Raw genomic sequence first — 20,138 nt, forward strand, 5'->3', positions numbered from 1 at the left:
CTGCTCGTCGATGCTGTGCCTTGGAAAGTGGCGCGATTTTTGCTATTTTGACAAGTTATAGTGCAAGATCTACTAGCCCAAGCGTTGGGTAATGCATGGCTTACTTTGAATTTGGGCTACAGTGCTGTTGAAACTACCAAGCCAAAATGCTTTGTCTGCATAATGCTTAGGAGCGCACTGCAAAACTTCACGCCTTAGTCTGAGCCCGGTCTCAGGCGATCGCCTGCGCGTTGCTTTTTTGAGCATAGCGTTGGCTATGGCTTTTCTAAAGGATGCGTTTCTACCCATCTTGATGCCGCACTGGTCTCTGTGCCAGTGTGCTTGGGTTTTGCAGAGTTTTCTTGAGTCGCAAATTCATGCGCTTGTTGTTGCCGTTGTGTATGACTATTGAAGGAGTGTGAATGGCTGAAGAAAAGCCCCCGTTGATTCTTTCCTCGCTCGATGTAGAGCGTATTGAGACGTTGCTGGAATCGATGCGAACGTCTGATTTTGCCAACCGCGCTGCGCTCGAGCGAGAAATTGATCGCGCTGAAATCTTGTCGCCTGAAAGCATCCCGCCCACAGTGGTGACGATGAACTCCACTGTGCGCTTTGTGATTGAAGAGTCAGGTGAAGAGTTTGCTTTGACCTTGGTCTACCCGAAAGATCTCCAAGGAATGGAGGACCGCGTGTCTGTGTTCGCACCGATTGGCAGTGCCTTGCTTGGTTTGTCCGTAGGGGATTCCTTGAGCTGGCCTGCACCTGGTGGCAAGCAAATGACTGTACTGGTCAAAGAAGTGTTGTTTCAGCCAGAGCGCAGTGGCGAGTTACACCGCTAATCAATAGCTCAATAGCTGAGAATAGCTGCTGGGCAAGAATGCGTCAGCTCAAGCGCTGCAACCGGGTCTGAGTCAACACTGCAACAGTCCAAATGCCAAGGGACTCTTCGACTAAAAGAGTATTCAAAATACAAGATCGAGCAATGACAGTGAGTATTGAGCGCCAATCATTCAACCAGCGATTTGACCTCTATGGCCAGTGGCGGGTTGAATTTGCCAAAGAGCTGCAGGTTTTCTCTGATTGGCTGGAAGGCAAGGGCTTGCGCAATGATTCAACCATGGAGCGCCTGGCCCGTTTGCAGGAAAAAACGCTGGAAGACAAGCTGACCGTAGCGTTTGTGGCCGAGTTCTCGCGTGGCAAATCGGAGATGATCAACGCCTTGTTCTTCTCCAGCTACGGCAGGCGCATCATGCCAGCCAGCGCAGGTCGCACGACCATGTGCCCGACTGAGTTGGCCTGGGATGGCAGCCATGCGCCCAGTGTGCGCTTGCTGCCGATTGAGACGCGCAAACTCTCAGCCAGCGTGGCTGACTGGAAGCTCAAGACCGCTTCTTGGTATTCCATTCCCCTCAATGCGCTGTCAGGCGATAGTGTGGCAGCTGCGGTTGAGCGCGTGACGGAGACCATTGAAGTCGATATTGCGCAGGCCAAGCAATTGGGCTTTTGGGTCGACGATTCAGAGGACAACCCGCCGCTCAATGAGGCAGGCCTCTTGGAGGTGCCCAAGTGGCGCCACGCGATCATCAACTTCCCACACCCATTGCTCAAAAAAGGCATGGTCATCCTGGACACGCCGGGACTTAACGCCATTGGTGCAGAGCCGGAGTTGACCATCAGCTTGCTGCCTCAAGCGCATGCGGTGCTATTCATTTTGGGCGCTGATACAGGGGTGACGCGCTCTGATTTGCGTATATGGCAAGAGCTGCTCAATCCGCATGTGGATGCGACCGGCATGCGCTTGGTCGTGCTCAATAAGATTGATACTTTATGGGATAGCCTGACCTCTAAAGAAGAGCACCAGGCGGAAATTCGCAAGCAGCGCCAAAGTACTGCGCAGATACTCGATATTCCGTTGAACCAGGTCATTGCGATTTCTGCGCAAAAAGCGCTGGTTGCCAAAATCAGCAAAGACGAGGCCTTGTTGCGTGACAGCTCGGTGCGGCAACTCGAATCGGTTCTGGTCGATACCTTGTTAGGCCAGCGCCACCAATTGCTCAATCGGGCTTTACTCAGCGGCCTGGAGGAGTTGCGCACGGATGCGCAGCAATTGCTCACAGTGCGCCTGCGTGACTTGACAGAGCAAATCCAAGAGCTGAGTAATCTGCAAGGGAAAAATAGCGCGGCGCGGCGCAGCATCCGTTTGCGCATCGCCCGTGAGCGCAAAGAGTTTGACCACAGCGTCAATAAAATTTTGGGTTTGCGCGCGGCGCAAAATAAACTGCTCAACCAGGGTTTTCAGCAGCTGGGCAGCAAGGCTGTGAAGAGCGAGCTGAATGTGCTGTTGAAAGGTTTGCAAGGCAAAATCCTAACTTTTGGATTGCAGAAACTGTTTTTTGAGACCTTTGACCGCTTGACTGGGCTGCTCCATGCAACGCAGACCATTGCAGACCAAATGCACCAACTGTCGATTGATGCATTTGCCGGCCTCAACACCGAGTTTGGCTTTTCCTTGCAACCGCCGGAGCCTTTGAATCTGGCGTTGTATGTACAGGATTTGGAGAAAATCGCACAAAGCAATAAAGGCCAGTTCTCGGTCAATAATGCCTTGCGTTTTACCTCCAATGAATTCAATGAGCGTTTGATTGCTTCGCTGGCGATGCGGCTGCGCCCGGTATTCGAGGCAGTGGCCAATGAGTTGGAGCTGTGGAGCAAGTCCTCATCAGCACAGCTGGATGTGCAGCTCAAAGAACGCAGGCATAGCTTTCTCAGCCGCAGTGATACCATCGAGCGCATTGAGAAGGCTGAGATAGACTTGAGCGAGCGCTTGCAAGAGCTCAATGGCCATGTCGATGCGCTGGCACAACTGTCAGCGCAGCTGACCGAACGTACCCAGCATTTGGAAGCCTCATTGAATGCCATGCTGAGAATTCTCGATGATGGCAAGTCAGCGCCTGTGGCTGCGGAGCTTGGGTCATAGTGCATGCAAAACACCTTCTCTGATGCGCTGGTCGCGTGGCAGCGCAGCCATGGCCGCCAAGGCCTGCCCTGGCAAAACACCCAGGACCCTTATCGGGTCTGGTTGTCCGAGATCATGCTGCAGCAAACGCAGGTGCAAACCGTGTTGGGCTACTACCAGCGGTTTTTAAATGCGTTCCCGACCGTGCAGGACCTGGCCGCTGCCAGCGTGGATGAAGTCATGCCCTATTGGAGCGGTCTGGGGTATTACAGTCGTGCGCGCAATCTGCACCGCGCAGCGCAAATGGTGGTCGAGCGTTTTGGTGGGCAATTCCCGCAAGACCCAGATTTGCTGATTGAGCTGCCTGGCATCGGGCGGTCCACGGCGCATGCGATTGCTTCTTTTTGTTTTGGCCTGCCGCACACCATTTTTGATGCCAACGTCCAGCGCGTGATGGCCCGCTATTGGGCTTTTGATCAGGATTTGGCTGGCACGGCAGCGGTGCGCACACTCTGGAGCATGGCGCAAACACTGGTGCCGCCGCAAGGTGGCCTGGACACCATGCCTGCCTACACACAAGGATTGATGGATTTGGGTGCGACGGTGTGCACCGCCAAACACCCTCAGTGCAGCGCCTGTCCAGTGCAGCGCAGTTGTCGCGCACTGCAGTCCGGTCTGGTTGATGTGCTGCCACGCAAAACCCGCAAGCTCAAACGCACGACTAGCACCTGGTATTGGCTGGTGATTGTGCATGGCGATCAAATTTTGTTGGGTAAGCGCTCAGATACAGGTATTTGGGCGCAGCTGTACTGTTTTGAGACATTTGCGTCCGAAGCCGAGCTGGAAGCGGCCTGGCAACAACTCAGTGGCGACAGCAGCCAATTGCAGTGGCACGGCTCATTCAAGCATGTGTTGACTCACAAAGACCTGCATTTAGTGCCTGTTGTGGTGCATTTGTCGGATATGCCTTTGCCAGCTGCCGAGCACCTGTTGCAGCAAGTGGCGCTGGATAGCACGAAAAAATGGGCCGATGTGCAAGCCGTCTTGGCGGGCCAATGGGCCGTTCCTGCGCCCTTGTTGGCATGGCTAACACACACGGAGTTGGGCGAAGCGGTGGGATACCGATAAAATGCCGTTATGCTCGACGATCGCGCCAAACTACTGCTGACCACTCTGATTGAACGTTATATTGAAGACGGGCAACCGGTTGGCTCGCGCACGCTGGCAAAATCTTCTGGTCTGGATTTGTCTGCCGCCACGATACGCAACATCATGGCGGACTTGGAAGACTTGGGGCTGATTGCCAGCCCCCATACCTCGGCTGGGCGGATTCCGACACCTAGAGGATACCGTTTGTTTGTTGACAGCATGATGACCGTTCAGCGCGAGCAATTGCACATGCAAGCGCCGTCCTCTTTGGGAGTCGACCAGCCGCAGCGTGTCATAGCCAGTGCCGCACAAATGCTCTCTAGCATGTCGCAGTTTGTTGGCGTGGTTGTCGCGCCGCAGAAAAGCTCGGTGTTCCACCACATTGAGTTTTTGCGCCTGTCTGAGAAACGTGTCTTGGTGATTTTGGTCTCCCCTGACGGCAATGTGCAGAATAAGGTGGTGTTGACGCAGGCCGATATCACGCAGGACCAACTCTCTGAGGCCAGTAATTTCCTCAATGCCCATTACTCGGGTTTGTCGGTTGATCAGGTTCGTGAGCGTTTGCGCTCAGAAATCAATAGCTTGCGTGGCGAGATTTCGGACTTGATGGAAGTGGCGATGGCAGAGTCTCCCAGTGCTGACGGCGTGGCCGACAAAGACGTGGTGATCTCGGGGGAGCGCAATCTGTTGGCCGTGAGTGATTTCTCCAAAGACATGGACAGCATTCGGCGTGCGTTTGATTTATTTGAACAAAAAAACCAGATACTGCAACTGCTGGATGTGACTGGCCAGGCCGAAGGCGTGAAGATCTACATTGGCGGTGAGAGCCATATCGTGCCAGTCTCTGAACTCTCCATTGTCAGCGCGCCCTATGAGATCAATGGCCAGGTAGTGGGCACCTTGGGTGTGATTGGCCCGACCCGTATGGCGTATGACCGCATGGTGCAGATTGTTGATATCACCTCGCGCCTGCTGACCAATGCCTTGAGTCGGCCCAAGTAAGCTACAGGCAATTTCAGTAGAACATTTTGTGTTGCCCGTTGCGCCCATACAAACTTATGGGTTGCAACAGGCGCTTGATGCAGGCTTGGTTCAAGATTCAATGCTGGCTTGACCAGCCTCAATACGCACACGCATATCGCAGCGCGCCGCCAGCTCCCGGTCATGGGTGACCATCACCAAGGTTGTGCCCAATTCCTGGTTCAAATCCAGCATCAGCTGCATCACCGCCTGGCCGGTGGCAAAGTCCAAACTGCCGGTGGGTTCGTCGGCAAACAACACCTGGGGCTTGACGACAAAGGCGCGCGCGAGTGCGACGCGCTGCTGCTCGCCGCCAGACATGACTTTTGGGTAATGCCGCAGGCGCTGGGACAAGCCCACGCGCGCTAACATTTCGGTGGCCCATTCGCGAGCATTGCGCTGGCCTGCAAGCTCCAGCGGCAGCATCACATTTTCAAGCGCCGTCAGGCTGCCCAACAATTGGAAGTTCTGGAACACAAAGCCGGTTTTTTGCGCCCGCAGCGCTGCGCGTTGGTCTTCGTCCAGCTTGAAAATATCTTGGCCATCCAGGTAGACCGTGCCGGTGGTGGGCGTGTCCAGTCCGGCCAGAATGGACAGCAGCGTGCTTTTGCCTGAGCCGGATGCACCTACAATGGCGACCGTCGTGGTGGGCGCAAAAGCCAGTTGAATATCACGCAGAATTTCCAAGCTGCCAGTGGAGTCTTGCACGGATTTGCCCAGATGATCCACCATAATCATTGGTTTAATCGCTGAACTCGCACGCGTTTGCGCACTCTCAGCATCGGTGTGTACAACAGGGGGTGCAAGGTGATCAGGATTTTTCATCAGAGCGAATGTAGCCTGAGACGGGTTATTGGCCGATTTGTGGGGCTTTTTGGACTGACCATGGCCGTATTGCTGGCGAGCCAAAGCGGCTTGGCTGCGACGGCAACCAATACCAAGGCCGCGAAAGCTCCAGCGCCCAAACTGCTCGTGCTGGGTGACTCCATCAGCGCTGAGTACGGCCTGGAGCGTGGTCAGGGCTGGGTGCAGTTGCTCAGCGAGCGGCTCAAACAAGAGTATCCAGGGCTGCAAGTGGTGAATGCCAGTATCAGTGGGGAGACCACCGCCGGTGGGCGCAGCCGCTTGCCGGCTTTGCTCAAAGCCCATCAACCCAAATACGTGCTGATCGAGCTGGGGGGCAATGATGCCTTGCGCGGCTTGCCACTCAATAGCACACAGGCCAATTTGACCGCCATGGTTGACGCCGCACAAGCTGCAGGTGCCCAAGTGGCTTTGCTAGGCATTCAGGTGCCACCCAATTACGGTGCCAAATACTCCAGTGATTTTGCCAAAATGTTTGTCCAGGTGGCGCAGGATAAATCCCTGCCATTGATGCCCTTCATGCTGGAGGCCATCTCGGACCCCGCAGATTTGGACAAGTACTTTCAAAACGACCGCATTCACCCCAATGCACAAGCCCAGCCCATTCTTGTTGAGACAGTCTGGCCGACTGTGCAAACCCTGCTGGGTCAATGAGGGCCGTGTGCTGCGCGCGTGTGGATGCAGCGGATAATAAATGATTCAATCGTGATACAGCTCAGTTCCCCATTCGCTGCAGAGACCGGTTCTGCGTTTGCCTTATTGGATGATTGCGATGCGTCGCCGCAGCGCCCTGGCAGCCGGCTCTATACGGACTGGCAGGCCAGTTTGGTGTGTACCAATCCAGCCGACTTGGCGCATTGGGAGGCGCAATTGCATCAGGCCCTGGAGGCTGGTTTGCATGCAGTATTGGTGGCCGATTACGAGTGGGGCATGCAGCTGCAAGGCCTGGGGCAGCCCGGCCCGGCAGTAGGCCATGCTGCAGACAGTCTTCGCGTTGAATTGTTTGCGTCATTGCAGCGCCTGGATCAGGCTGGTGTCGTGGCCTGGCTGGATACCCAGGTGCAAAGCCTGGCTTGGCCTGAGGCGGGTCTGATTGACTGGCATTCCGCTGTGAGTGAGGACCAGTTTACCGATGCCATTGACCAGGTGCATGCAGCCATTGAGGCAGGCGATACCTACCAGGTCAACTACACCTTTGCATGGCAAGGCCGAAGCTATGGCTCGCCGCTGGCGCTGTATAGCGCACTGCGGCAGCGCCAACCAGCGCAGTACGGGGCGCTGATTCGGCTGCCGACGGGTGTTGGTGCAGGCGTGCAGCGCTGGATTCTCTCGCACTCGCCAGAATTGTTTATACAAGTGCAGCAAGGCCAGATCACTGCACGACCGATGAAGGGCACGGCCGCCGTAGGGAGCAATGACGCAGACACTGCCGCCGTAGCGCAGTGGTTGCATAGTGATCCGAAAAACCGCGCCGAAAACGTCATGATCGTGGATTTGCTGCGCAATGACTTGGGGGCGGTTGCGCAGGTGGGCAGTGTGCATGTGCGCGACTTGTTTGCCGTGCAGCGCAATGGCCGGGTACTGGGCATGACCAGTACGGTAGAGGCCCAGCTGCGCCCAGAAGTGGGCTTGCGTGACGTGCTGCAGGCCACCTTTCCCTGCGGCTCGATCACGGGTGCACCCAAACGCAAGACCATGGAATGGATTGCGCAGATTGAAGGCACACCCACAGACCCGCCGGGGCAAAAACTGGCACACCACCGTGGTGTCTATACCGGTGCGATTGGGTGGCTAGAGCGTGCTGAAGGCGTGCAAACTGCAGCGAGTCAACTCAATTATTGTCTGAGCGTACCGATTCGCACCTTGCTGCTGGATGTGGCGGCTCCAGAGCACGCTGTGTCGGCGGCAAAGCCGGGCCACGAGGTGCAATTCTCGGTGGGCGCAGGCATTGTCTGGGACAGTGTTGCCGCGCAGGAGTGGCGTGAATGCCAGCTCAAGGCCAGTTTTGCGGTGCAGGACACGGCTGGATTTGAATTGTTTGAAACCATGCGCTTGCCCGCTGGCAGCTTGTGGCCGGCGTTATGGGATTGGCATTTGGAGCGCTTGCTAGGCAGCGCCAAGGCGCTGGGTTTTGCGCATGAGCCGCAGGCCTTGGCTGTGCAGTTGCAGCATTATTTGCAGCAGCATATTCCAGTGCCAAGCACAGGCGATTGGCGTGTGCGCATGGCGCTCAAGAGCAATGGCAGCATAGGTTTTAGCCATGGTCAGCTAGCGCCTATCAGCCAGGCTGAGGATGGGGCTGTAGGGGTGGTGCTGGCACGGGCGCATTGCGCAACCCCAGCCTGGTTAAGGTTGCATAAAACCACGTTGCGCAGGGATTACGATGCGGCGATGAAGGCCGCCGAGGCCGTGGGCGCATTTGACTGCTTGTTCTTCAATGCGCAAGACCATTTGACCGAGGGCGCACGCAGCAACGTGTTTGTCAAGCTCGATGCCGATCCAGGCGCGCCCTGGTATACACCGCCACTGTCAGATGGCGCCTTGCCAGGCGTGATGCGCCGCGCCTTGCTGGCGCGCACCGATTGGCAAGCCAGCGAGCGCAGCATCACGCGCGCTCAAGTGCTGGGCGCGCATGGTCTGATCGTCTGCAATGCGCTGCGCGGTGCCTTGCCCGCGCGTTTATGGCGCAGCTGATGGGCCTGGCGCGGCGGTTTCGGCGGGCTCCTGAGGCTCAAGCTCGGTGGTGATCTTGCTTTGCAAATACAGCACCACTTGCTGCGGGTCGACCTGCAGTGCATTCAAGTCCAACAAGAACGGACTGCCAAAGCGGTTGGTCAAGGCTTTGGCCATGGTTTTCTTGCGCCCAGAGGGCAGTTGATCCAGGTATTGCTGCGGATCCTTGAGCCGCAACACCAGCATATTGCTGCGCTTGCCGCTGACTCGCATGATGCCGTTAAATGCCTCCCAGCGCTCTTCAAAGTACAGATTGAAAGCATTGGTCTGCACTTCGCTGGGGCTGAGAATGGCCCACGGCTTGGGCGTGCGCAAGTTTCTCAATGAGAAGAGAAACAGATAACCGAACGCCGCCATGGCCAGGGCCATCAAGCCGTAATACAGCAGTGGATCGCGCAAAAAGAAATAAGTCGACGTGCCCGATGGGCCAATGCCTGCGGCGACTGCGGCCAACACCAATAAACTGCCAGTTCCAAAAGCACCCAAGGCCAATTTGTGCTTTTTGGGATAGAGCTTGAAAACGTCGGCTGGAGTGGTCTCTTCGGTCATGGAATGCTTGATTAGGTCGTTGGGCACCGCCAAACAGTGCTTTTTCTGGCGATAGGGTGCTGGTTTGGTGCACCGCGCTGAAAGTTTTGGGAGGCTTTGCAAAGCAGGCCTAAGCGTGGCGTCTAAGCGTGGCATTGTAGGGAGTTGCTCGCTTGGCCTGCAAAAAAGAGTGCGGGCGCAGGTTCAGGCAGTGCTGCGGGTACTTTGATGCTGGCCAGTCTGGATCTACAAAAATGGTTCATATTCCCTCGTTATCATCACTGGTTTGACTATCTTTGGTTTTTCAGATGACTACACCCAACCACCGCATAACTGTTGTGCGCGCCAATTTGCATGATCCGCTCCACGCGCAAGCCCTGGTCGATTTGCTCGATGGTTATGCCTGCGACCCCATGGGTGGGGGTGAGCCTTTGCCGCCATTGACACGTGCCAATCTGGCTCAGGCACTGGCCAGCCGCCCAGGCACTTATGTGATTTTGGCGTTTTGCGATGGCCAGGGCGCAGGCCTGCTCAACGCCATAGAGGGTTTTTCTACCTTCGCTTGCAAACCTATTTTGAATGTGCACGATGTGGCAGTTGCCAAGGCATTCCAAGGGCAGGGCCTGTCGCGCTTGTTGTTTGCAGAAGCGGAGGCCATTGCCCGCGAGATTGGCGCTTGCAAGCTGACCTTGGAGGTCTTGAATGGCAATACCCTGGCCAAGGCCGCGTACAGCCGCTTTGGTTACGCCCCTTACGCATTGGATGCGCAGATGGGGCAGGCTGAGTTTTGGCAGAAATTGCTCGACTGAACCCGGCCCGGTTCAGTCGCTATGCCCTTGAATAAAGCATTTTCTGCGACTAAAGTGCTGAAAAAGTGCCGCAGCTTGGGCACCAGGGTGCCATGTCCGTTTAGAGTGGTGCCTGCCTTGAAAGAAGAGAGGGCGGCAGCTTGTTGGCAAGCTGGCCGCCAAGGCCATGGCTTGCGCCCCTTGGCGGGTGGCTCATGCAGTGCGCTGCATGACAGGCTGTGGCCATACACAGAAGGAATAGACCATGAAATATGCAATTGCCAAGTGCTTGCCAGCTGCCGTTGTGTGTGGCGCCGCCATGTTGATCGCCCAGCCAGTCTTTGCTGCGCCCTTGTCGTTTCTGAATGACACCCTGGCTGCCAGTGTGCCCAGAAAAGATGTGCCTGATTTGCGCGACGTGGTGGGGCGAGTGCTTAATGAGGCAGCAGATAACAGCCCCACTGAGTGGGTGAGCCAGCACAGCCCGCGCAACCGCCCATTGCACATGGTGTTGACGCCACTGCAAACCGTACAAACCAAAAAAGCGGGCACTTGCCGTTTATTGAATGTGCAGGCGCAGAAGCAGCTGGTGGAAGAAAAAGTCCAGTACTGGTTTTGCCAGCAAGCCGATGGGGCTTGGAAAGCCAGCGGCAGCCAGGTGCATTGATGCCTTCTGCGTGATCGCAGAACGCCCAAACCCTTTTTATCCTTGTGATTGATGGAGGCAATGATGAAGTTGATGAAGTTGAAGAAATTCTCTTTTCGTCCCTCGTGGCTCGTTTTAGCGGGGGCCCTTGGTTTATTGCAATTGGGCGATGCGATGGCATGTACACGGGTGGTATACCTTGGCGCTGACGACCAGGTGATGACGGCGCGCTCGATGGATTGGAAGAGCGAGATCACCAGCAATCTGTGGGTCATGCCCAGAGGCATGCAGCGCACCGGTGAGGCTGGACCAAACTCCATTCAGTGGACATCGAAATACGGCAGCCTGATCACCTCCGGCTATGACATCTCCACCACCGATGGACTCAATGAAGCGGGCCTGAGTGCGAACTTGCTGTGGCTGGTCGAGTCCCAGTACCCCGATATTGACGCCAATGGCAAGCCAGGCCTGACGATTGCGGCTTGGGCCCAGTACGTGCTGGACAACTTTGCTACGGTGGAAGAGGCTGTCAAGGCCTTGGAGGCCGAACCCTTTAGCATCATCACCGACAACGTGCCGGGTGAGCAGCGTTTGGCGACACTGCATTTGTCCATGTCTGATGCCACGGGCGACAGTGCGATTGTTGAGTACATCAATGGCAAGCAGGTGATTCACCATAGCCGCCAATACCAGGTGATGACCAACTCCCCAATCTTTGAGCAGCAATTGGCGCTGGATACTTATTGGACGCTTATCGGTGGCACGAATATGCTGCCAGGCACAAACCGCGCGGCTGATCGTTTTGCGCGTGCATCTTTCTATATCAATGCGGTACCTAAATTCACGGATCCCAACTTTGCGCTGGCCAGTGTGTTCAGCGTGATTCGCAACGTGTCTGTGCCGTTTGGTTTGACGACGCCGGAAGAGCCCAATATTTCATCGACACGCTGGCGCACGGTGGTCGACCACAAGCGCAAGCTGTATTTCTTTGAGTCAGCCGTCTCGCCCAATACCTTCTGGGTGGATTTGAACAAGTTGGATTTCAGCAGCGAAACCGGCAAAGTCATGATGTTGGATTTGGGGCCTAACCAGAGCATCCCGTTCGCAGGTGAGACATCCGCTCAATTCAAACCTGCTGCGGCCTTTAAATTCTTAGGCGTTTAAGCGGCTGCGCGTGCTGTTTTTGCACCCATAGTGCGTCGGTGACAGGCTGATTGGCGATGGCCCACAACAAGGTGGGTAACGAGAAGGAGTGTGGCGAATGGCCGAACATGCAATATCTTGGCGCTTAGCAAGCGGTTTGGCGCTTGCCGTGGTCTGTGGGCTGGCGAGCCCGGCATGGGCGCAAAAGCCCACGCAGGCTGATGCGCAAGACAATGCATGGCGTTTGCAATTGACACCTTATGTCTGGATGGCGGGCCTTAATGGCGATATCAAGCCCTTGCGCTCGGGCCCCACGGGCCATGTGAATCGCTCGTTTTCGGATATTTTGAGCGAACTTGACACGGCCTTCTTTTTGACTGGCACCGCACGCAAAGGCCAGGCTGTCTTGCACGGCGATATCAGCCATGCATTGACCTCGGATCGCAGTGATTTGCCACTGGGCCTGAGGGCCAAGGCCAGTGTCAAGCAGACCTCGGCGGCGCTGCTGGCCGGCTATAACTGGCTGGAGTCAGGCCGTTCAAACCTCGATACGATGGCCGGCTTGCGTTTTTGGGATGTCAAAGCCAAGCTCGCGATTGATGGCGTGGGCGATGTGCAGTCCAGCGCATCGTTTATCGATCCGGTGCTGGCTGGGCGTTGGCGCAGCCAGCTCGCCTCGCGTTGGTCCAGCATCGTTTATGCTGATATCGGCGGCTTTGGTGTGGGCTCCAGGCTCACTTGGCAAGGCATGGCGGCACTCAATTACCAATGGTCTGATGGTTTGTTTTTCTCGCTAGGTTATCGTTACTTGCAGGTGGACTACCGCCGCAATGGCAAACGCTTGGATTTCAATCAAAGTGGCCCGTTGCTGGGCGCGACTTTCAGATTTTGACGGGTGGCTTGCTGGGCCCATTCCTGGCCTTGCCAGATACACCGCTTTGCTGCTGGACAGCAGCATTTATCACACAGGAGTGCGTATGACAGATCAAAACAATTGGGCCGAGTTCATGCGGTTTGTACCAGGCTTTGATTTTTTGAAAAATCTTGCGTCCCCAGCGGTGGGTGGGGCGTCGGCAGGTGCAGCCAGTACGGCCTCAGGGGCGTTTCAGCAGTGGTTAGCCCCAACGATGGATGAAGGGGAAATTCAAAAGCGCATTGACGAGCTCAAGGTCGTGCAGTTTTGGTTAGAGCAAAACACCCGTGCGCTTGAAGCCTCGATTCATGCGCTGGAGGTGCAAAAAAGCACGGTGGCGACACTCAAAAGCATGAATGCAGGCATGCAGCACATGAGCCAAACCTTTGCCGATAGCATGGCTCACAGTGCGCAGCGCACGGCCAGTGCTTTTGAGCAAGATTTTGGCGCAGCATCGGCCCCAGCTACACCTGACACGGCAGCTGCGCAGCCGCCCAAGCCTGGTGCGGATGAGGCGGCTCAAGCGCCTTTGCCAATGCCGGATGTGCCGTTGATGCAAGCCCAGGCCGCGCAGTGGTGGACGGCACTGACCGAGCAGTTTCAAACCATTGCCAGCAAGGCGATGCAAGACATAGGCAACAATGTGGCTGCGATGCAGCAAGAGCCATTCTCAGCGCGTGCTGCAGCTGCAGAGCCAGGCGCAGAGCAAGCAACGCCCACTGCCGCAGCAGGCAGCCAGACCAGCAAACGAGCAGCTGGGGCTAGCCCCAAAGCGCGCACGAGCACTGCAGCGGCCAAAACCAATAGCAAGCCAAAGTCTTCGCCAAAGTGATGGGGACAGTTGAAACAGGCGCTTGGACTGCTTGATCGCCATGCAATACGGGGGCTTGACAATAGCGCTACACTTTCAGGAAGCCAGCTAGTTGGTGGGCCGCAGCTCCATGGCCCATGCGTGCTAGGGACTGGCTATTCTGTTTTTTGAGGATTGCAACCATGGCGCTAATACCCATCACCATTCTGACCGGCTTTTTGGGGGCTGGAAAAACAACCCTGCTCAACCGGGTGCTCAAGGAGTCGCATGGCCAGCGCATTGCAGTCATTGAGAATGAGTTTGGTGAAGAGAACATCGACAATGAAATTCTGGTGCGTGAGAGTGGTGAGCAAATCGTGCAGATGAGCAATGGCTGTATTTGCTGCACGATTCGCGAAGACTTGCGCAGCACACTGGTTGATTTGCTGGCGCAGCGCAAAAGCGGTGCGCTGGTGTTTGAGCGCATCATCATTGAAACTACCGGTGTGGCTGATCCTGGGCCTGTGATTCAAACCTTCTTCATGGATGAGGAAATCGCTGAGAACTACCTGATCGACAGCGTGATCACCTTGGTCGATGCCAAGCACGCGCAGCAGCAGCTCACCGATCGCCAAGAAGCGCGTCGGCAAGTGGGTTTTGCTGACCAAATCTTCCTCAGTAAAACTGATTTGATCAGTGACGCTGAAAAAGCGGCTTTGATCCACCGTCTCAAGCACATCAACCCGCGTGCGCCGATTGAGGCCGTGCATTTCGGCGAGGTGGCACTGAGCAAAGTGTTGGATTTGCGTGGCTTTAACCTCAATGCCAAGCTCGATGTCGACCCTGATTTGCTCGATGCTCCAGAAGCTGGCCACGGGCACCATGACCACGAGCATGAACATGACGAGCATTGCAGCCATGACCACGACCATGCGCATGGTGAGCACTGCAACCATCCACACCACCATCACCATGATGACGATGTCAAAAGCTTTGTGTTCCGTGCTGAGCGTGCGTTTGATCCGGTCAAATTAGAGGATTTCCTCGGTGCTATCGTCAATGTGTATGGACCGAAGATGCTGCGCTACAAAGGCGTTTTGGATATGGCAGGCACTGAGCGTAAAGTGATTTTTCAGGGCGTGCACCAACTGATGGGCAGTGATTTGGGGCCAGCCTGGGCTGAGGGCGAGCAGCGCCAGAGCAAAATGGTGTTCATTGGTATTGACTTGCCACGCGATATCCTGGTGCAAGGTTTGCAGCAGTGCCTGGTGCCTGATGTGCAAAGCCAGGCAAGCGCAGCACCACTTTAATGCTCAGCCAATCGTGATGCCAATCGCCCATCGGGTGGGAGCGATTGGCAGAGCATCTATACCACGTTGCGATGCTTGAGTAATGCGGTAGTGCTTGGCGAAAAAAGTGTTTTGGCTAAAATCCATCGGCCTGATAGAGAGCGGCGGTATTTTTGACGCATATTTGTGCTAGATGCGCAAGATTGCTGCTTGAACGTTTGGAAATAGGCCACAATGGCCGCCATTGATGAATCGCTGCTGGGCAACCGGCCAGCTAATCAGTGTGTTTTTATGACTATTCAAGAAGAGGCGGTTGGAAAGACCATGGCTACAAAAACCACGTCGCGCGCTGGCGCTGCCCCTGCGAAAACTGCTGATAAAGCGAATGCTAAAAAAATCGATGATGTGCAGCAAATGACAGAACAAGATGTGCTTGCAATGCCGGAGGCAGACTATATGAATGCTGCCCAGCTGGCGTTTTTTCGCAATATCTTGGTACAACTCAAAGACGAGATGCTGCGCAAAGCAGGTGCCACAACAGAGTACCTGCGCGAAGAGGTTTCGGTCGTGCCTGATCCGGCAGATCGTGCCACCATCGAAGAAGAGCACGCTCTGGAGCTCAGAACCCGTGACCGAGAGCGCAAATTGCTCAAAAAAGTCGAACAATCCATTGCCAGCATTGATGCAGGTGACTATGGTTATTGTGAAGAAACGGGTGAGCCGATTGGCATTGGCCGCTTGTTGGCCAGACCTACAGCGACACTGTCTCTCGAAGCCCAGCAGCGGCGCGAGCTGAAGCAAAAAATGTTTGGCGATTGATTCTGCCGATGGCTCATTATTGATTGGGTGCTATGACAGCTGATAGTGCACGCAATTCGCACTTGCCCGCTGCCTCTGAGCAGGGCGGTGGGATTCTGTCTAAGGTTGTCAAGTTCGTCAGTAATCCAACCAAAGACTGGAAGGATCTGGCCTCACGCATGACGCCATCGCAGCAGTCAACGGTTCAAGACGATGCCAATGCACAGCGCATGCGTGAGCGCATTGAGCGCAAGCGGCGCAACGACTTCATTCGCAAAGCGGAGTTTGCGCACTTGCGAAAAATCATCAACGCAAGAAAAAAACAGCGCCAGCCTACGCTGCCAGCGACGGTGCTGGCCAAACTCGCGACCGCCCAAAGCAGTGAGTCTGCGCAGCAGCAGGCTTTGAGGCAGAATCGAAGCCGCAGCGGCACTTTGGAAAAAATCAACGAAATTGAAGCCCAGCTGTCCAAGCAGTGGTGGCAGGCCGCCCCCTCTGAGCGGGCAGGTGCGCAGATGCTCGGTCAAGCGACGGCGGCAGATGCCTCTCAAGTGGGGGCAGGCGATTTTTTCGCTGGCGCGCAAAGCCTGTTTTTTGCCGATGCAGTGGCTGAGAATATGCGTTTGGCGCGCGAGTACTTGGCTAAAGGCGGTGCTGAGACTGCACCAGCCAATGAGTGGGTTGCAAAGCTCAGGGAGATGGATGAGGCCTTGCAATTTTTTGGATTTCAGGAGGAATTTGTGCATCAGGCAGAATTGGAAGAGGCTGCAATTTTGTTTGCGAGCCAACGCGTTGCCGAAGCCGAGCAGGGCTTGGTCGATCTGATTCGCAAGCAAACAGGAGGCTCTGAGCAGGAGCAAATCGAGTTGTGGATGGCCTTGTTTGACCTGTACCGAGCCATTGGTGTGCAAGACCGATTCGATGCTGTGGCCATTGACTTTGCGCGCCGCTTTGACCGCTCAGCCCCCACCTGGGTGTCTCTTCCTGAGCAGCTGGGCTTTGCCCCACAAGAAAAAGAGCAAAAACGCCCCTTTTCCTGGATGAGTCCGCCTGAAATTACGGCGCAAACAGTGGCGACCTTGACTGCTTTACAAGAGCGCAGTGCCTCACCCTACCAACTGAACTGGGCGCGTCTGACGCAGATTCAGTCAGACGCGGTCAAGCCTTTGACGGATTTTCTACACCGATTGGCAACCTTGCCAGGCGTGGTGAAATTTGACGGACTCGATAAGCTCAGCGATTATTTGCAGACCAAGACACAGCTGTCCGACCCCTCGGTGGATGCTGCCTGGTGGCTGCTGCGTCTGGCTGTTTTGCGCGTGCTCAATGATGCCGAGCAGTTTGAGGTGGTGGCTCTGGACTACACCATCACCTACGAAGAATCGCCGCCGATGTTTCAGGCGCCGATTATCCATTACAGCGCAAGCGGTGAGACTGGCTTTACAGAAACCGCATTGGCCGCACAATCACTTGCTGATGGCAGGCCGCAGATGCATACGGCCGTGCTGCAAGGGCGCATCGAAAATGATGCCACTGCGCTGTTGGAGCAGGCCGTGGGGTCATTTCCTGACAATGCTCCGATAGCGATTGACTGCAGCAAGCTGATCTCCATCGACTTTTCTGCTGCTGGCTCGGTGCTGAACTGGGCCGCATTGCAACAGAGCAATGGGCGCGTGGTCGTGTTTAACCATCTGCACCGTTTGATTGCGATCTTCTTCAATGTGATTGGCGTCAATGAACATGCCCGCATCGTTCCGCGCAAGCATTAAAGCGCTTTGGAACCAAGTTTGAGGCGGAGATTGTGAGCAGGCTCTTAGCCTCATTCGGGGTGAAAAAAATCACACGATATGGCTTGAAGTGCTGCCAGCAAGCCTCATATGGCCCACATGGAACAATATCACGGCACCACTATTTTGAGTGTTCGCAAGCGCGATGCGGCGGGCAATATGCAAGTGGCCATCGGCGGCGATGGTCAAGTCACCTTGGGCCACATCGTGGTCAAAGGCACGGCGCGTAAAGTGCGTAAGCTGCACCACAACCAAGTATTGGCAGGCTTTGCAGGCGCTACTGCCGATGCATTCACCTTGTTTGAGCGGTTTGAGGCCAAGCTTGAAAAGCACCAGGGCCAGCTGGCCAGAGCAGCGATTGAGCTGACCAAAGACTGGCGAACAGACCGTGTGCTGCGCAGGCTGGAAGCCATGCTGGCAGTCGCCGATAAGGATGTTTCGCTGATTATCACTGGCAATGGCGATGTGCTTGAGCCCGAGCAGGGCATTGTGGCGATTGGCTCTGGTGGTGCCTATGCCCACTCGGCTGCCAAAGCATTGCTGACGCACTCCGATTTATCAGCCAAGGACATTGTCAAGCAATCGCTGACGATCGCCGGTGAGCTGTGCATCTATACCAATCAAAACCACACCATTGAAGTGCTTGAGTGAGCACGGCGCAGCAACGCCCTTGATGCTTGCTTTGGAGAGTGCTGGTGATGCCCGGTCGCCAGCGATAAGCCCCTACGAATTTGTATAAGAGAGATTGCATGTCTTCGATGACGCCTCAAGAAATTGTTTCCGAATTAGACCGCCATGTGGTGGGGCAACAATCAGCCAAACGCTCGGTGGCGATTGCCTTGCGCAACCGCTGGCGCCGCCAGCAAGTCGCCGAGGCATTGCGGGTTGAAATCACCCCCAAAAATATCTTGATGATTGGCCCCACCGGCGTGGGCAAGACCGAAATTGCACGCCGTTTGGCCAAGTTGGCTGATGCGCCGTTCATCAAAGTGGAGGCCACCAAATTCACCGAAGTCGGCTATGTTGGCAAAGACGTGGACTCGATCGTGCGCGACTTGATCGAGGTCTCGGTCAAGCTTGAGCGCGAGATTGAAATTCGCCGCATGCGCGCCCGCGCTGAAGATGCGGCAGAAGACCGGATTTTGGATGTTCTGATCCCGACTGCTTCTGGTGCCTCTGCCGAGTCCAACGATGGCACGGCCCGCCAGGTGTTTCGCAAGAAACTGCGTGAAGGCCAGTTGGATGACAAACAGATTGAGCTGGAACTGGCCGAGAACAAGCCACAGCTGGAAATCATGAGTCCGTCGGGCATGCAGGACATGGCCGATAGCTTGCGCGAATGGATGGGCCAAATGCAGCAGGGCAAAAAGGTCAAGCGCAAGCTGCCCATTGGTGAGGCGCGCAAGCTGCTGGTGGAAGAAGAAGCGGCCAGCCTGGTCAATGAGGACGAAATTCGTAGCCGCGCATTGCACAACGCCGAGCAAAACGGCATTGTTTTCATCGATGAGATCGACAAAGTGGCCGTGCGCAGCGAAAGCTCAGGCAGTGATGTCTCGCGCCAGGGCGTGCAGCGCGACCTGCTGCCCTTGGTGGAAGGCACGACGGTACAAACCAAGTACGGCATGGTCAAAACCGACCATATGCTGTTTGTGGCCTCGGGCGCGTTCCATTTGAGCAAACCCAGCGATTTGATTCCTGAGTTGCAAGGACGGTTTCCAATTCGTGTCGAACTCAGCTCCTTGTCGGTGCAGGACTTTGTGGCGATCTTGGCCAATACCCAGGCCTCGATCGTCAAGCAGTACCAGGCTTTGCTGGAAACCGAAGGCGTGCAACTGGACTTTCAGCCAGATGGTATTGAGCGCCTGGCCCAGCTTGCTTGCGATGTGAATGAGCGCACTGAAAACATTGGCGCGCGCCGCTTGTCGACGGTGATGGAGCGTTTGCTCGACGATATCAGCTTCAATGCCACCAATATGTCGGGCCAAACAGTGGTGATCAATGCCGCATTTGTGAATGAGCGCTTGGCCGATCTGAGTCAGGATCAGGATTTGTCGCGTTACATTCTCTGAGTTCCACGGTTTATATAATCTTTACAAACGACTTGCCATTTATTTGCTAAGTCGTTAATTTTAAATCAAATTAGCCGCCAAATCCAGTCTTGGGTTGGCGGCTAACTTATTGATTCCATTGAAAATAATTGTGTTAGTGCTGGTGAGTGCAAAAGATTCCTGATAAAGTGCAATTTAGTGCCATAAAGTGGTAGATCGTGCAATTTTTGGGATGATTTCGAGATTAACGTCTTGTAGGTGCTCAAAGCCATGCTTTTTCAAGGGGTTTCGTCATTGAGTCTGGATGCAAAGGGGCGGCTGTCAGTGCCGACTCGGCATCGTGACGTTTTGACGGGGCAGTTTGAAGGGCGCCTGACTGTGACTCGCCACCCGGAAGGTTGCTTGATGGTGTTTCCCCGAGCGGAGTGGGAGAAGTACCGCGACAAAGTGCTGGCCTTGCCCGAGTCTGCCAAGTGGTGGAAGCGAATTCTGGTCGGCAATGCCATGGATGTGGATATGGATGGCACTGGACGGGTTTTGATTGCCCCTGAGCTGCGAGAGGCGGCGGCCTTGACGAAAGAGGCCAAGCTGATTGGCATGGGCAACCATTTTGAATTGTGGGACAAAACCACATACGACGAGAAAGAGGCTGCAGCCTTGGTCCAGGGCATGCCAGATGCCCTTAAGGATTTCACCTTCTAAGGCAA

The 20,138-nt window shown here is 55.4% G+C and carries 19 protein-coding genes; 17 read left to right on the plus strand and 2 right to left on the minus strand.

All coding sequences use genetic code 11. From position 1 onward, the window contains the following. The first annotated feature begins 401 nt into the window (after positions 1–401). From rnk to hrcA, 4 genes are all read left to right on the plus strand, one after another. A complete protein-coding gene (rnk, locus tag E8K88_RS07070) occupies positions 402–818 on the plus strand; it encodes a nucleoside diphosphate kinase regulator (RefSeq protein ID WP_136405950.1) in 417 nt (138 codons plus the stop codon). 143 nt (positions 819–961) lie between these two features. Then, positions 962–2,956: a dynamin family protein gene (locus E8K88_RS07075; RefSeq protein ID WP_168797271.1), complete on the plus strand. Its 1,995-nt coding sequence runs from the start codon at positions 962–964 to the stop codon at positions 2,954–2,956. A gap of 3 nt (positions 2,957–2,959) precedes the next feature. Then, on the plus strand, positions 2,960–4,063 hold the full coding sequence (gene mutY / locus E8K88_RS07080; protein ID WP_136405952.1) for an A/G-specific adenine glycosylase: 1,104 nt from the start codon (positions 2,960–2,962) through the stop codon (positions 4,061–4,063). A gap of 9 nt (positions 4,064–4,072) precedes the next feature. Further along, complete coding sequence (gene hrcA, locus E8K88_RS07085) at positions 4,073–5,086, plus strand: heat-inducible transcriptional repressor HrcA (RefSeq protein ID WP_136405953.1); 1,014 nt, start codon at positions 4,073–4,075, stop codon at positions 5,084–5,086. 90 nt (positions 5,087–5,176) lie between these two features. On the opposite strand, the gene E8K88_RS07090 is transcribed toward hrcA, so the two are convergent. Beyond that, a complete protein-coding gene (locus E8K88_RS07090) occupies positions 5,177–5,842 on the minus strand; it encodes an ABC transporter ATP-binding protein (RefSeq protein ID WP_240754386.1) in 666 nt (221 codons plus the stop codon). 147 nt (positions 5,843–5,989) lie between these two features. Here E8K88_RS07090 and E8K88_RS07095 point away from each other — a divergent pair, with 147 nt between their 5' ends. Together E8K88_RS07095 and E8K88_RS07100 are read left to right on the plus strand one after the other, a co-directional pair. Next, positions 5,990–6,622, plus strand: coding sequence for an arylesterase (locus tag E8K88_RS07095; RefSeq protein WP_136405955.1), 633 nt, complete (start codon positions 5,990–5,992; stop codon positions 6,620–6,622). A gap of 51 nt (positions 6,623–6,673) precedes the next feature. Beyond that, on the plus strand, positions 6,674–8,662 hold the full coding sequence (locus E8K88_RS07100) for a bifunctional chorismate-binding protein/class IV aminotransferase (protein WP_240754387.1): 1,989 nt from the start codon (positions 6,674–6,676) through the stop codon (positions 8,660–8,662). Here the strand turns inward: E8K88_RS07100 and E8K88_RS07105 are convergent. Continuing rightward, positions 8,648–9,250: an STM3941 family protein gene (locus E8K88_RS07105; protein WP_136405957.1), complete on the minus strand. Its 603-nt coding sequence runs from the start codon at positions 9,248–9,250 to the stop codon at positions 8,648–8,650. The two genes, E8K88_RS07100 and E8K88_RS07105, sit on opposite strands and share 15 nt — an antisense overlap. A gap of 287 nt (positions 9,251–9,537) precedes the next feature. Between E8K88_RS07105 and E8K88_RS07110 the strand changes: the two genes are divergently transcribed. The 11 genes from E8K88_RS07110 (at position 9,538) to mraZ (ending at position 20,133) form a co-directional block, all read left to right on the plus strand. Next, complete coding sequence (locus E8K88_RS07110) at positions 9,538–10,038, plus strand: GNAT family N-acetyltransferase (RefSeq protein ID WP_205880039.1); 501 nt, start codon at positions 9,538–9,540, stop codon at positions 10,036–10,038. A 244-nt stretch (positions 10,039–10,282) separates the two neighbouring features. Further along, positions 10,283–10,684 (plus strand): hypothetical protein, encoded by a 402-nt coding sequence (locus tag E8K88_RS07115; protein ID WP_136405958.1) that lies wholly within the window; start codon positions 10,283–10,285, stop codon positions 10,682–10,684. 72 nt (positions 10,685–10,756) lie between these two features. Then, positions 10,757–11,827 (plus strand): linear amide C-N hydrolase, encoded by a 1,071-nt coding sequence (locus tag E8K88_RS07120; protein WP_136405959.1) that lies wholly within the window; start codon positions 10,757–10,759, stop codon positions 11,825–11,827. Between the two features lie 97 nt (positions 11,828–11,924). After that, positions 11,925–12,698, plus strand: a complete 774-nt coding sequence (locus E8K88_RS07125) for a hypothetical protein (protein ID WP_136405960.1) — start codon at positions 11,925–11,927, stop codon at positions 12,696–12,698. Positions 12,699–12,783: 85 nt separating this feature from the next. Beyond that, positions 12,784–13,551 (plus strand): PhaM family polyhydroxyalkanoate granule multifunctional regulatory protein, encoded by a 768-nt coding sequence (locus E8K88_RS07130; protein ID WP_136405961.1) that lies wholly within the window; start codon positions 12,784–12,786, stop codon positions 13,549–13,551. A 161-nt stretch (positions 13,552–13,712) separates the two neighbouring features. Then, a complete protein-coding gene (locus E8K88_RS07135) occupies positions 13,713–14,819 on the plus strand; it encodes a CobW family GTP-binding protein (RefSeq protein ID WP_136405962.1) in 1,107 nt (368 codons plus the stop codon). Positions 14,820–15,212: 393 nt separating this feature from the next. Then, positions 15,213–15,617 (plus strand): RNA polymerase-binding protein DksA, encoded by a 405-nt coding sequence (dksA, locus tag E8K88_RS07140; RefSeq protein ID WP_420813563.1) that lies wholly within the window; start codon positions 15,213–15,215, stop codon positions 15,615–15,617. A 32-nt stretch (positions 15,618–15,649) separates the two neighbouring features. Continuing rightward, on the plus strand, positions 15,650–17,365 hold the full coding sequence (locus E8K88_RS07145; protein WP_136405963.1) for an STAS domain-containing protein: 1,716 nt from the start codon (positions 15,650–15,652) through the stop codon (positions 17,363–17,365). Positions 17,366–17,482: 117 nt separating this feature from the next. Beyond that, entirely contained in the window at positions 17,483–18,034 is a 552-nt protein-coding gene (gene hslV / locus E8K88_RS07150) for an ATP-dependent protease subunit HslV (protein WP_136405964.1), read from the plus strand. 98 nt (positions 18,035–18,132) lie between these two features. Beyond that, the gene (hslU, locus tag E8K88_RS07155) at positions 18,133–19,452 is read left to right on the plus strand and encodes an ATP-dependent protease ATPase subunit HslU (protein ID WP_136405965.1); all 1,320 of its coding nucleotides are present in this window, start codon (positions 18,133–18,135) and stop codon (positions 19,450–19,452) included. Between the two features lie 249 nt (positions 19,453–19,701). Continuing rightward, positions 19,702–20,133, plus strand: coding sequence for a division/cell wall cluster transcriptional repressor MraZ (gene mraZ, locus E8K88_RS07160; protein ID WP_136405966.1), 432 nt, complete (start codon positions 19,702–19,704; stop codon positions 20,131–20,133). Positions 20,134–20,138 lie beyond the last annotated feature (5 nt).

This window comes from Lampropedia aestuarii, from assembly GCF_004803635.1.
Taxonomy (GTDB): domain Bacteria; phylum Pseudomonadota; class Gammaproteobacteria; order Burkholderiales; family Burkholderiaceae_C; genus Lampropedia; species Lampropedia aestuarii.